An 11,350-nucleotide genomic window follows, 5' to 3' on the forward strand; every position below is an offset into this window, starting at 1 on the left:
CGTAAAGTTAGGATTAATCAACTGATCAAGCTGCGCTGCGCGCTTGTGTTATCACGATGTCACGCTAGAACGCCCTCGAGCGGATGCGGAGCCTTGCGTGATGAACCGGCCAGACGATGTCAGAACGGACACAGCCGACGACGCCGGCGCGCTGTGCCGCGCGCTGCTGACGCTGCGCACTGAAGCCGAAATGCGCCGCTTTCTGCGCGATCTCACAACGCCGGGCGAGATGCAGGCCCTGGCCGAGCGCTGGCGCGTCGCGCGCATGCTGGATGAGGGCGCCAAATCCTACCGCGATATCAGCGCCGAAACCGGCGTCAGCACGACGACGGTCACCCGCGTCGCGCGTTTTCTGACCCAGGAAGATCATCAGGGGTACCGGCTCGTGCTGGACCGGACCCGGGAGACCCAAGCATGACCGACCGCCTCACACTCGCCGTGCAGAAAAAGGGCCGCCTGGCCGAGGGCGGGTTCGAGCTGCTGGCCAAGGCCGGGGTCAAGCTCGCCTATGGGCGTGATGAGCTGCTGCGCCGGGCGGAAAACCTGCCGCTGGACCTCATGCTGATCCGCGATGATGACATCCCGAACTTCGTCGCCTCGGGCGCGTGCGATTACGGGATTGTGGGCGAGAACGTGCTGTATGAGGCGCAGGCGCGTCACACGCGTCTGAAGGGTCTCGAGGTCGCGCTGCGTCTGGGCTTTGCGCGCTGCTCGCTCAAGCTGGCGGCGCCGAAATCCGGTGAAATCTCCAAGATCGAGGATCTGGAGGGGCGCACCGTCGCCACCAGCTATCCCGGCCTGACCGCGCAATTTCTCAAGGCCCGCGGGGTCACCGTGGACATTGTGGAGATGGGCGGCAGCGTGGAGCTGGCCCCGCGCATGGGCGTGGCCGACGCCATTTGCGATCTGGTCTCCACCGGTGCGACGCTGGAAGCCAACGGACTGACCGCGTTTGAAACCGTGCTGGACAGCGAAGCGGTGCTGGTGCGCGGGTCCCGCCCGCGCGCGGCGGCGGCCGATGACACCGCCAATCTGCTGATCGAACGGTTCAAGGGCGTCATCGCCTCGCGCCAGACCAAATACATATTGCTCAACGCGCCGCGTGACCGGCTGGACGAGGTGCGGGCCGTGCTGCCCGGTTCGGAATCGCCCACCGTTGCGCCGGTGGTCGGACGCGATGATCTGGTGGCCGTCCATGCCGTGTGCCGCGAGGAGGTGTTCTGGTCGACGCTGGAGAAGCTCAAAGCCGCCGGCGCGCGCTCCATTCTGGTGATGCCCATTGAAAAGATGATGGCCTGACATGTTGCTGAGATCGATCTGGAGCGCGATGAGCGCCGGTGAGCGCGAGCGGTTCACGCAGCGCCCGTCGGCGGGCTCTGACGCCATGGGGACCGCGCGCGCCATCCTCGACGACGTGCGCACGCGCGGCGAGGCGGCGGTGCGTGATTATGCGCAGCGTTTCGACCAGTGGGCCCCCGCAGAAGGATTTCGCGTGCCGGCGAGCGAGCTTGCAGCCGCCGCCAATGCGCTGCCGCAAGAGGACGCGGACGCCATTCTGGCCGCGGCGCGCGCCGTGCGGGTGTTCCATGAGGCGCAGGGCTACCGGCCCGTCAGCGTAGAGACCTGGCCCGGGGCCCGCGCCGAGCGGCGCGCCACGCCCATTGATGTGGCGGGGCTCTATGTGCCTGCCGGCACTGCGCCGCTGGTCTCCACCCTGATCATGCTGGCGGTCCCGGCGAAGATTGCAGGTGTGCCCCGGACCGCCGTCATCGCGCCGCCGCGCAAAGGGCAGGGGGTGGACCCCGCCATTCTGGCCGCCGCCCAGCTTCTGGGCCTCGACGAAGTCTACGCCATCGGCGGCGCCCACGGCGTGGCCGCGCTGGGATACGGGCTGGCGGGGCTTCCCAAGGCAGACAAGATATTCGGGCCGGGCAATGCCTACGTGGCCGCAGCCAAGGCGCTGCTCGCCCATTCGGCTGGCGGCGCGGCGACCGATCTGCCCGCCGGGCCCAGTGAGGTGATGGTGGTCGCCGATGATGACGCCGATCCTGATTTCGTGGCCATCGATCTGTTGAGCCAGGCCGAGCACGATCGCCTCGCGCAGGTGATGCTGGTGGCCTGGTCAGGCGGTTTTGTGGATCGGGTCGAGGCGTCGATTGCCCGCTGGCTGGAGCGCCTGCCGCGCGCCGACACCGCCCGCGCCGCCTTGGCTGCCTCCCGCGCGATCATCGTTTCAAATGAGGCCGAGGCGGTGGACGTCGCCAACGCCTATGCCAGCGAGCATCTGATTGTGCAGACGCGGGAACCGCGCGCGCTCGCCGAAAAGGTCCGCCACGCGGGATCGATCTTCATCGGCCCCTGGACGCCCGAAGCCGCGGGCGACTATGCGGGCGGCCCCAATCACGCCCTGCCCACCTCCGGCGCGGCGCGCGCCTATGGCGGCGTGTCGGTGGAGATGTTCCAGAAAACCACCACCGTCCTCGAGCTTGACCGCTCGGGCGCGCAAGCCATCGCGCCAACCGTGGAGCGTCTCGCAGCGCTGGAAGGATTGGACGCCCACCGCCTCGCCATGGCCATCCGCCGGGAGCGCGCATCATGATCGGTTGGCTCGATTTATCCAATTCCATCAGTGACAAAGCTGCCAAAGCTGAGGCGACGCTGAAGGTGCAGATGGCGGGCATTCTGTCGGTTCCAGCCGACACGATTGTGCTGGCGGCGTCGCCGCAGGACGCCCTGCGCGCCGACCCGTCGCTGGCGCAAGCCCCGCGGCTCGACGCTTCGCAGATCGAGGATGCGGTGATCGCGCCAGTCGTGATCCAGCTGGGTCCGGACAAGGCGCCGCTGACCGCCGTGATCCTCAAGGACGAGATGCTGGCGGCGGCACTGTCGCAGGCACTGGCCGCGCCGCCTATGGCCCTGATCGAGGCCGGGTTTGACGCCCTGCGCCCGGCGGCGCGCACGGCGGCGCGCGCCGATGGCGCGGAGACACGGCGGATACTGGCGGATCTGGCCGCACTGACCGGCGGCGAGATTGCGCCGGGAGGTTTGCGCATTGATCCGGCCAAAGCCGCATCGCTGGCGCTGACCTGCGCCGCGGACGGCGTGCTGTATGTCCCCGACGCCGCTACGGCCCGCGCGCTGGCCCGGCATCTGGGGGCGAATGCGTCCGGGCGGCGCGCCAGCGTGCGCCGCACCACCAAGGAAACCGACATCGCGCTCAACGTCGATCTCGACGGCGAGGGCGCGCGTGTGGATACCGGCGTGAAGTTTTTCGATCACATGCTCGAACAGATCGCCCGCCATGGCGGCATCGGCCTGGATGTTACCTGTGAAGGCGATGTGGAGGTGGACGCTCACCACACCATCGAGGATGTGTGCCTGGCGCTGGGCGAAGCGCTGCGCGAGGCGCTGGGCGACAAGCGCGGCATTGCCCGCTTCGGCTTTGAAACCCCCATGGACGAGACCCGCGCCGGCGTATGGATCGACCTGTCAGGCCGTCCCTTCGCCCGGTTTGACGGCGTAATTCCGGGCGAGCGGGTCGGGGACTTCCCGGTGGAGATGTGCCCCCACGCCTTCCGCTCGCTGGCTGAATCCATGAAGGCGGCGATCCATGTCTCGGTGGACGGGGGCAATGCCCACCACATGATAGAATCCTGTTTCAAGGCCTTTGGCCGGGCGCTGCGCATGGCGGCGCGGATCGAGGGCGACGCCCTGCCGTCCACCAAAGGCGTGCTCTAGATGACGCTCGCCATCATCGACACGTCCACGGCGAATATCGCCTCTGTGCGGTTTGCCCTGGAGCGGCTGGGCATCGAACCCGTACTCGCGCGTGAACCGGGCGAGGCCGCAGACGCGACGCGCCTGATCCTGCCCGGCGTCGGGGCGGCAGGCCCTGCCATGGCGAGCCTTGAAGCGTCAGGCTGGGCAGAGGCCCTGCGCCGTGAGACGCGGCCTGTGCTGGGCGTGTGCCTCGGCATGCAGCTATTGTTCGAATACTCCGAAGAGAGCGATTGCGCGGGGCTGGGCCTGATCCCGGGCCGGGTGGTGCGTCTGGATCCGGGCGCAGACGGCCCCTGGCCCCACATGGGCTGGAACACGCTGGAGACTGTGCGCGGCGAGCCGCTGATGGCGGGTGTGGCCGAGGGCTCCCATGCCTATTTCGTTCACGGGTTCTACGTGCCGGACGGGCCGCATACGAGTGTGCGCACCCGCTATGGCGGACCGGTCACGGCCATCGCCCGGCGCGGCCACATCGCCGGCTGCCAGTTTCACCCTGAACGCTCCGGCGCGGTCGGCGCGCAGATTTTGCGCAATTTTCTGGAGGCGCGCCCATGATCCTCTATCCCGCGATCGATGTTCTGGACGGCCGCGTGGTGCGTCTGGCCAAGGGCGATTTCAATGCCGTCACCGATTATGGCGGCGACCCGCTGGCTGTCGCGAACGCCTGGCAGGCCGCAGGCGCAGATTGGCTGCACCTGGTCGATCTGTCCGGCGCCCGCGACGGCGCCCGGCGCCAGACCGGCCTGGTCGCCGCCGCGGCGTCGGCGGGCCTGCACATCCAGACCGGCGGCGGCGTGCGCACGGCGGACGATGTGGAGGCGCTGCTCGGCGCCGGCGCCTCGCGCGTGGTGGTGGGCAGCCTTGCGGTCAGCGACCCCCAGACCGTCATCGGCTGGATCGCCCGCTTCGGGCCTGAGCGCATCGCCGCCGCCTTCGACGTGAAGACGGAGAGCGGGGCGGTGTATCCCACCCTGAAGGGCTGGACCGAGCGCGCGGAGCGCACCTTGGCCGAGCTTTTGTCCGACTATCGCCGCGCCGGGCTCGCCCACGCCCTGGTCACCGATGTGGCGCGTGACGGCATGCTGTCAGGGCCCAACACCGCGCTCTACACAGACCTCATCGCCGCCCGGCCCGACATTGCCTGGCAGGCCTCGGGCGGCGTGTCCTCGCTGGACGATGTGCGCACGCTCAAAGCCGCCGGGCTCTCCGGCGCCATCATGGGCCGCGCCCTGTTCGAGGGCCGGTTCAGGCTGGAAGAGGCGCTGGCATGCTAGCGCGGCGCATCATCCCCTGCCTCGACGTCAAGGATGGCCGCGTGGTCAAGGGCGTCCGCTTCCGCGATCACGAGGATGTGGGCGATATCACCGGTCTGGCCGCGCGCTACGCGGCGGAGGGCGCGGATGAGCTCGTATTCTACGACATCGCCGCCAGCCCGCAGGCGCGCACGGTGGAACCTGAATGGGTGTCGAGGGTGGCGCGCGAGATTGATATTCCCTTCTGCGTGGCCGGGGGTATCCGCAGCGTCGATGATGCGCGCGCGCGCCTGTTCGCGGGGGCTGACAAGATATCGGTCAATTCGCCGGCCCTCGAAAATCCGGGCCTGATCGACCAGCTGGCGCGCGAGTTCGGCAGCCAGTGCGTGGTGGTCGGGATCGACAGCCGCAAGATCGGCGGGACCTGGCGGGTCCACCGCAATACCGGTGATCCGGACAAGACGGTTCAGGAAACCCGCGCCACGCTGGACTGGATCAATGAGGCGGTGGATCGCGGAGCTGGCGAGATCGTCTTGAACTGCATGGATCAGGACGGGGTGCGCGAGGGCTATGACATCGCCCAGCTCGCCGCGGCGCGTGCGCTGTGCCCCGTGCCGCTGATCGCATCAGGCGGGGCAGGCGCGCGCGAACACTTCGCCGCTGTGTTTGCGCAGGCCCATGTGGATGGCGCTTTGGCCGCCAGCGTATTCCACAGGGGCGTGATCGCCATTCCAGACCTGAAAGCCTGGCTCGCAAGCCAGGGCGTGGAGATACGGCCATGAGCCTTGAAGTGGATTGGGAGAAGGGTGGCGGTCTCGCCCCCGCAATCGTGCAGGACGCTGATACCGGCGCGGTGCTGATGCTGGGCTATATGAATCCGGACAGTCTTGCCACGACGCAGGAAACAGACCTCGTAACCTTCTGGTCGCGTTCAAAAAACCGCCTTTGGACCAAGGGCGAAACCAGCGGCGATATGCTGCATCTCGTCTCGCTGGCGCTGGACTGTGACCGCGACGCCATCCTCGTCCAGGCCCGGCCCGCCGGCCCGACCTGCCACCTCGGGACAGTCACGTGCTGGGGCGATGATCCAGGTTCCGATCTCGCCTTTCTGGGCCAGCTCGGCCGGATCATCGACCAGCGCGCCAGCGCGGCGGATGAGGCCAGCTACACCGCCAAGCTCCTGGCCAAAGGCATCGCCAGGATCGCCCAGAAAGTCGGCGAGGAGGGCGTAGAGACCGCACTCGCCGCCGTCGGCGAAAGCGACGAGGCGCTGCTGGGCGAGGCGGCAGATCTGATCTTCCACCTGATGGTGCTTCTAAAGGCGCGCGGGCTGAGTCTGAGCGACGCTGCCAATGTACTGAAGGCGCGGCACGCTCAATCTTGAGCCTTGACAGCATAGAATATTGAAGAGCCAGCTTAGCCAGCTACCAGCTGGAGGGCTTCTGTCATGACCCGCTTTGCACTCATGTGCGCGCTCACCGTGTTCATACTGCTTTTCTCTGCACCAGAATCGGCGAGCGCCTCCGACCCGGTCCCGCCGCCATCCTTGGCCGCGGATACCGGGCAGGAGGCGCTTCTGGATGCGCTTATCGTTCATTCGCGCAGCGTCATGCAGATCGGGCTTGATGGTCTGGATGGGGAGGGCGCGGACCTGATCCGCACCCTGGCCGGACCGTCTCAGTTTGTTGTTTTCGGCGAGGCCCACGGCAATGCCGGAATTGCCCACTTTGCCACGGCGCTCTGGCAGGAGCTGCGCCGTGATGGCTTCAGATACGCCGTTGTTGAAGCAGATCCGTGGACCGCGTCGGCACTGGAGCGAGAGTTGCGCCTCGGCGGGATTGACGGGTGGGCGCAGTTTGCTGAAGACAGCGGCGGCGCGCTGTCCGCGCCGTTCTTCACCTGGCGCGAGGAAGCGGCCTGGGCCGACGCCATCGTGTCGAGCGCAGGCGCTGATGCTTCCCCGTCTCTGTGGGGCGTAGACCAGGTATTTGTGGGGTCCGCGCCAGCCTTGCTCGCCCACGTCGCGCAGGCGGCGTCCGGCTCGCAGGCGTCCCAGATCGCTGGCGAGCTTGCCTCGGCGGCTCGTGGCGACCCGTTCTGGCTTGCGCAAGCTGATGACGGCGCGCTGAGCCGTCTCGAGGCCGCTCTGGACCAGCAGCCTGCGCTCCGGTCAATCATATCGGCGGTCCGTGAGTCCCGCGAAATCTATGCACCTTTCATCGGTCAGGGCGGCGAGCCTTACCTGTCCAATGACCGCAGAGAACGCCTGATGCGCCGCCTTTTCCTGCAGCATTACCGCGCCGCCCAGGCAGCCGGAGACCCCTTGCCGCGCGTCGTCGCCAGGCTTGGAGGAAGCCACGCTCATCGCGGTGCATCCCCCCTGACCCAGGTGCAGGGCATCGGCGGTTTCTTGACCGAGCTGGCTCTGTCAAATGAGCAAGAGGCCCTGACACTGCTGGTCCTTTGTGGACCGGGCGCGGAGGCCGCTCAGGCGCTTGGCCCTCCAGTCCCGTGCGACGCGGGCGACTACATGGAGGGCTGGTCCTTTATCTATCCCTATCTGGATCAGAACGACGCCACAGTCTTCGACTTGCGCGCCTGGCGCTTGCGCCCCGGGCGCTGGTCGCATCTGTCCGCCCACGTGCAGCGCCTCATCGCTTCGTTTGACCTACTGATTTTTCCTGCGCCCGCGCCGGCGGCAGAGCTGTTGCCCGGGTTGTCCACGCCGTCTGCTCCAGAGGGGCGCTGAACACCCGGCGTCATGCTTCAAAGCCGCCGCCTCCTGGCGCGCGGCTCGCGCCGCTGGCTATTGGGCTCAGCGGCAGTCAGCCATCGCCACGGTGCACTCACAGCGCGGCTCGCTGCTCGCGGCGAAGCGTCCCATGGGCGGCGTCTCCAGTTCGCAGCGCGCCGGACACGTCTGTACCTGCGCCCGCCCTGGCACGCGCCACTCCACCCGCGCCGGGCAGTAGGCACTCCCTTCCGGCGCACAGCTGGGCGCGGCGGCATTGATGTTCGACGGGGTCACGCAGGATATCTGCCGGGGCGCCACAAAGGACACGCGGTGCGTGATGGCGCGGGCCGGGGGCTGGACGGCCTGGATCTGGGCGCCCGGCTGGGTGGGCGTGGGCTGGCCATGGGCGGCTCCGGTGAGGCCTGACAGCACAAGCATTGCAGTCAAGATCAAGGATCGGATCATCTGACGTCTCCTTCTTGAAGGGGCGCAAGCTGGGTGCGCCGGAACAAAAATTGAGCGTGAATTCTCCGCGCCGCTTGTGCAAGCTCGTATTTTTCAGAGCGCAAACGCCCGTATCCGAAAGACAATGCCTCCGGCGCCAAATCGCGCAGCACCATTCAGGCATCAAGGTAGCAAGCAGCTCCGAGTCATTCCGGCGCCATCCTTTATATTGACGCTATCAATAGCTTGTTCAGCATGCTATAAAGTCTTTCGATCCGTCCGAAGGCGCAAACATGCGCCAAGGTCCGGATCCGAAACCCTGCATTCCATTCAATCGCCGCCAGCCTTTCCGGGCTTGCGCCGCCTGCCGCCGCGTCTTCCAGACCGGTGACAGGCCGACGATTGTCCGGGGTCAAAGTCCTTGGAAGGACCCGATATGACGCTTGAAAGTCTCCTTATCATCCTGTTGGTCGGCGCCATCGCCGGCTGGCTCGCCGGGGTTCTCGTGAAGGGTTATGGCTTCGGCCTGATCGGCAATATCGTGGTGGGCATTGTCGGCGCTCTGCTCGCCGGCCTGCTGCTGCCGCAACTGGGTGTCTCCATCGGCGCCGGTATTGTCGGGTCCATCATTCACGCCACCATCGGCGCGATCATCCTGCTATTGCTCCTGCGCCTCATCCGGCGCTGAAGTCGCGCCTCGCCCGGCGGGCTTGCCTATCGCCGCGCAGCAGACAAGTCTGAGCCCCTGACAATGTGAGGGGTGAGGGCATGGCGGGCGAAGAACAGCTGGAGCGCCAGATCACGGCCCGGGGCATCTGGCTCCTGGCCGTGAACGGCATGATCGGGGCGGGGATTTTCGCCGTGCCCGGCGGCGCAGCGGCGCTGATGGGGGCGTGGAGCCCGCTGGTCTATGTGGTTTGCGCCATTCTGCTGGGTCTGATCGTGGCCTGCTATGCCGAGCTCGCCAGCCGGTTCAATTCCACAGGCGGGCCGGTGCTCTACATGCGCACGGCGTTTGGCAAGTTCGCCGGGTTCGAAACGGGTCTCGCCGTCTACGCCACCCGCATCACGGCGTTCGCCGCCAATGTGAACCTGATGGTGGCGTCCATCGCCTTCTTCGTGCCGGCGCTGAGCGACGGGCCTTTGCGCATCCTCACCATCCTCGCCATCATCGCCGTGCTGGCGGGAATAAATATGGCGGGCGCCAGACCGGCCATGCGCGCCATGGGCCTGCTGACCATTCTCAAATTCCTGCCGCTGCTGGCCATTGCGATGGTGGGCCTGTTCCACATCAACCCGTCGCTCTTTCCGGACAACTCGCTGGGCTTCCCTGAGAGCGCGCAATGGAGCGCGGCGATCCTGCTGGTCATCTACGCCTTTGTGGGCTGGGAATCCGCCGTGATCCCGGCGGGCGAGACGCGCGAGCCGGGCCGGGCCATGCCGCTGGGCCTGTTCGGCGCACTGGCCGTGGTGGCCTTGCTCTATGTGGTGATCCAGATCGTGTGCGTGGCGGTGGTGCCCGATCTCGCCAATTCCCAGCGCGCCCTGGTGGATGCCGGGTCGATCCTGTTCGGCCCCGCAGGCGCGCTTTTCATCACGCTGGGCGTCATCGTCTCGGTGGGCGGCAACGCCACCGGCACGGTGGTGACCACGCCGCGCCTGACCTATGCGCTGGCGCTGGAAAAGACGCTGCCGCACTGGTTCGGCAAGGTCGACCCGCGCACCCATGTCCCGGTCAACTCCATCGCCTTCTTCGCCGTGCTGGCGGCCATTCTGGCGATTGTCGGGGATTTCTTTGCGCTGGCGGCGATGAGCGCGTTCGTGCGCGTGATCATCTATGTCGGCTGCATCCTGGCCATGCCGCGCGTGAGGGCGATCCCGGCGGAGACCGACCGCCCCATGCGCCTGCCGCTGGGCTGGACGATTCCCGTGCTGGCGGTGCTGGGCTCGCTGGTGCTGTTAAGCCAAGTGCCCCTGCGCTCCATGGCGATCACGGGCGCATTCCTGTTGGCGGGCGCGGTGCTGTATCTGGCGATGCAAATGATCAACCGGCGCGGGGTCTGAAGGCGGAGACGGTCGTGAATGCCCTGGCATTGTGGGTGTCGTAGAGGGGAGGCCCTGCCAGCCATCTCCACCACGCGCACCCCGGCCGGTCCTGGCCGATAACACGGGTTTCAATGGCTTATGAGAGATCGTCGTCCTTGAACCACGCCATCTGATGAATGCGCGCGTGCAGGATGGTGACGATGCCGATATCGCCATTGCCAAGCCGGCGCCAGTACACGAAATGGCGCTCGTAGCGAAAAACATACCCCTCCACCGCGAACTCGGCCGGCACGGGCCTCGATATGACGCCACGCGTCTCAATCTGCTCGAAGGCGGCGAACAGCCCGGTGATGTAGCGATCGGCCTGCGCCTCGCCCCACCGCTTGCGGGTGTAGCGGTAAATCTCGTCTAGGCGGATCGAGGCCGCCTCCTGGATGCGGACGGCCACAGGATCAGGTCCGGTTGCGGGCGATCACCTCGGCGGCCGTCAGGGGCGTGTAGCTGTCCTCGGACGCAGCGAAGGCTTGGTTCAGTTCGGCCTTCAGACGATCAAAAGCCGCGCGATCTGCGCGCTCCTTGTCGCGGCGGATCAGGTCGCGGATGTATTCGCTGACGTTCTCGTAAGCGCCGTCTTCGCCGACATTGCTGGCGACGAATTCGCTGAGCGCGCCGCTTACGCGGACCGTCATGGTGGTGGTGCGGGACATCATGCGCGCTTTCCTGCAAGCTTGTAATCAAGATAATTAAAATTGAATACGCCAGCAAGCTTGGCGGATCGCGGCGCTCCGCGGTCGCGAGCCGTGCTTGGTAAACCAGTGTCCCGGGATGCCCGGGCTGTCACAGGCGAAGGGATTGAATCAGTGGGAGGGACTTAAACTATCAAATATAAATCAATATCTTAATGCCAAAAAGTGGCGGAGACGATGGGATTCGAACCCACGATACCCTTTTGAGGTATACTCCCTTAGCAGGGGAGCGCCTTCGACCACTCGGCCACGTCTCCACTGACCGGTTTAGCCGCCTTTGTGAAGCGCGATCAAGCCGCGCGTGCGCACGCGGCTGCAGTTTGCATTCAGGGGCTTGCTGACCCGGC

General features: G+C 66.5%; 14 protein-coding genes and 1 tRNA gene. 11 read left to right on the forward strand and 4 right to left on the reverse strand.

What is annotated here, in order from left to right; all coding sequences use genetic code 11:
* Positions 1-100 precede the first annotated feature (100 nt).
* The 9 genes from L2D01_08015 to L2D01_08055 all read left to right on the forward strand — a co-directional run bounded on the left by L2D01_08015 (position 101) and on the right by L2D01_08055 (position 7,782).
* Positions 101-418 carry a YerC/YecD family TrpR-related protein gene (locus tag L2D01_08015; GenBank protein ID WBQ08848.1) on the forward strand — a complete coding sequence of 106 codons (318 nt, stop codon included), beginning with the start codon at positions 101-103 and terminating at the stop codon, positions 416-418.
* Complete coding sequence (hisG, locus tag L2D01_08020) at positions 415-1,299, forward strand: ATP phosphoribosyltransferase (GenBank protein ID WBQ08849.1); 885 nt, start codon at positions 415-417, stop codon at positions 1,297-1,299. Before L2D01_08015 ends, hisG begins: the two co-directional genes overlap by 4 nt.
* Before the next feature lies 1 nt (position 1,300).
* Positions 1,301-2,599, forward strand: a complete 1,299-nt coding sequence (gene hisD, locus L2D01_08025; GenBank protein ID WBQ08850.1) for a histidinol dehydrogenase — start codon at positions 1,301-1,303, stop codon at positions 2,597-2,599.
* A 551-nt stretch (positions 2,600-3,150) separates the two neighbouring features.
* A complete protein-coding gene (gene hisB, locus L2D01_08030; GenBank protein ID WBQ11629.1) occupies positions 3,151-3,738 on the forward strand; it encodes an imidazoleglycerol-phosphate dehydratase HisB in 588 nt (195 codons plus the stop codon).
* Positions 3,739-4,335, forward strand: a complete 597-nt coding sequence (gene hisH, locus L2D01_08035) for an imidazole glycerol phosphate synthase subunit HisH (GenBank protein ID WBQ08851.1) — start codon at positions 3,739-3,741, stop codon at positions 4,333-4,335. It abuts the gene before it with no gap.
* Positions 4,332-5,054, forward strand: coding sequence for a 1-(5-phosphoribosyl)-5-[(5-phosphoribosylamino)methylideneamino] imidazole-4-carboxamide isomerase (locus tag L2D01_08040; protein ID WBQ08852.1), 723 nt, complete (start codon positions 4,332-4,334; stop codon positions 5,052-5,054). Before hisH ends, L2D01_08040 begins: the two co-directional genes overlap by 4 nt.
* On the forward strand, positions 5,048-5,815 hold the full coding sequence (gene hisF / locus L2D01_08045; GenBank protein WBQ08853.1) for an imidazole glycerol phosphate synthase subunit HisF: 768 nt from the start codon (positions 5,048-5,050) through the stop codon (positions 5,813-5,815). The genes L2D01_08040 and hisF overlap by 7 nt, the downstream gene beginning before the upstream one ends.
* The gene (gene hisIE, locus L2D01_08050; GenBank protein WBQ08854.1) at positions 5,812-6,417 is read left to right on the forward strand and encodes a bifunctional phosphoribosyl-AMP cyclohydrolase/phosphoribosyl-ATP diphosphatase HisIE; all 606 of its coding nucleotides are present in this window, start codon (positions 5,812-5,814) and stop codon (positions 6,415-6,417) included. Before hisF ends, hisIE begins: the two co-directional genes overlap by 4 nt.
* Before the next feature lie 63 nt (positions 6,418-6,480).
* Positions 6,481-7,782 (forward strand): hypothetical protein, encoded by a 1,302-nt coding sequence (locus tag L2D01_08055; GenBank protein ID WBQ08855.1) that lies wholly within the window; start codon positions 6,481-6,483, stop codon positions 7,780-7,782.
* A gap of 66 nt (positions 7,783-7,848) precedes the next feature.
* Here L2D01_08055 and L2D01_08060 read toward each other — a convergent pair whose 3' ends face one another.
* Positions 7,849-8,232 carry a hypothetical protein gene (locus tag L2D01_08060; protein WBQ08856.1) on the reverse strand — a complete coding sequence of 128 codons (384 nt, stop codon included), beginning with the start codon at positions 8,230-8,232 and terminating at the stop codon, positions 7,849-7,851.
* Between the two features lie 415 nt (positions 8,233-8,647).
* On the opposite strand from L2D01_08060, the gene L2D01_08065 reads away from it, so the two are divergent.
* On the forward strand, positions 8,648-8,899 hold the full coding sequence (locus L2D01_08065; protein ID WBQ08857.1) for a GlsB/YeaQ/YmgE family stress response membrane protein: 252 nt from the start codon (positions 8,648-8,650) through the stop codon (positions 8,897-8,899).
* A gap of 80 nt (positions 8,900-8,979) precedes the next feature.
* Positions 8,980-10,275 (forward strand): APC family permease, encoded by a 1,296-nt coding sequence (locus L2D01_08070; GenBank protein WBQ08858.1) that lies wholly within the window; start codon positions 8,980-8,982, stop codon positions 10,273-10,275.
* A 118-nt stretch (positions 10,276-10,393) separates the two neighbouring features.
* On the opposite strand, the gene L2D01_08075 is transcribed toward L2D01_08070, so the two are convergent.
* The 3 genes from L2D01_08075 to L2D01_08085 form a co-directional block, all read right to left on the reverse strand.
* Positions 10,394-10,705 carry a type II toxin-antitoxin system RelE/ParE family toxin gene (locus tag L2D01_08075; protein ID WBQ08859.1) on the reverse strand — a complete coding sequence of 104 codons (312 nt, stop codon included), beginning with the start codon at positions 10,703-10,705 and terminating at the stop codon, positions 10,394-10,396.
* 4 nt (positions 10,706-10,709) lie between these two features.
* Entirely contained in the window at positions 10,710-10,967 is a 258-nt protein-coding gene (locus L2D01_08080; GenBank protein WBQ08860.1) for a hypothetical protein, read from the reverse strand.
* 202 nt (positions 10,968-11,169) lie between these two features.
* Positions 11,170-11,260: transfer RNA gene (locus tag L2D01_08085), tRNA-Ser, on the reverse strand.
* Between the last annotated feature and the right edge of the window lie 90 nt (positions 11,261-11,350).

Source organism: Hyphomonadaceae bacterium ML37 (genome assembly GCA_027627685.1).
GTDB lineage: Bacteria > Pseudomonadota > Alphaproteobacteria > Caulobacterales > Maricaulaceae > Oceanicaulis.

What these genes read in the sequence shown, in the direction of transcription:
- L2D01_08015 (WBQ08848.1), top strand. Translation starts at nt 101, where the DNA reads ATGAACCGGCCAGACGATGTCAGAACGGACACAGCCGACGACGCCGGC.
- hisG (WBQ08849.1), top strand. Translation starts at nt 415, where the DNA reads ATGACCGACCGCCTCACACTCGCCGTGCAGAAAAAGGGCCGCCTGGCC.
- hisD (WBQ08850.1), top strand. Translation starts at nt 1,301, where the DNA reads ATGTTGCTGAGATCGATCTGGAGCGCGATGAGCGCCGGTGAGCGCGAG.
- hisH (WBQ08851.1), top strand. Translation starts at nt 3,739, where the DNA reads ATGACGCTCGCCATCATCGACACGTCCACGGCGAATATCGCCTCTGTG.
- L2D01_08040 (WBQ08852.1), top strand. Translation starts at nt 4,332, where the DNA reads ATGATCCTCTATCCCGCGATCGATGTTCTGGACGGCCGCGTGGTGCGT.
- hisF (WBQ08853.1), top strand. Translation starts at nt 5,048, where the DNA reads ATGCTAGCGCGGCGCATCATCCCCTGCCTCGACGTCAAGGATGGCCGC.
- hisIE (WBQ08854.1), top strand. Translation starts at nt 5,812, where the DNA reads ATGAGCCTTGAAGTGGATTGGGAGAAGGGTGGCGGTCTCGCCCCCGCA.
- L2D01_08055 (WBQ08855.1), top strand. Translation starts at nt 6,481, where the DNA reads ATGACCCGCTTTGCACTCATGTGCGCGCTCACCGTGTTCATACTGCTT.
- L2D01_08060 (WBQ08856.1), bottom strand. Translation starts at nt 8,232, where the DNA reads ATGATCCGATCCTTGATCTTGACTGCAATGCTTGTGCTGTCAGGCCTC.
- L2D01_08065 (WBQ08857.1), top strand. Translation starts at nt 8,648, where the DNA reads ATGACGCTTGAAAGTCTCCTTATCATCCTGTTGGTCGGCGCCATCGCC.
- L2D01_08070 (WBQ08858.1), top strand. Translation starts at nt 8,980, where the DNA reads ATGGCGGGCGAAGAACAGCTGGAGCGCCAGATCACGGCCCGGGGCATC.
- L2D01_08080 (WBQ08860.1), bottom strand. Translation starts at nt 10,967, where the DNA reads ATGATGTCCCGCACCACCACCATGACGGTCCGCGTAAGCGGCGCGCTC.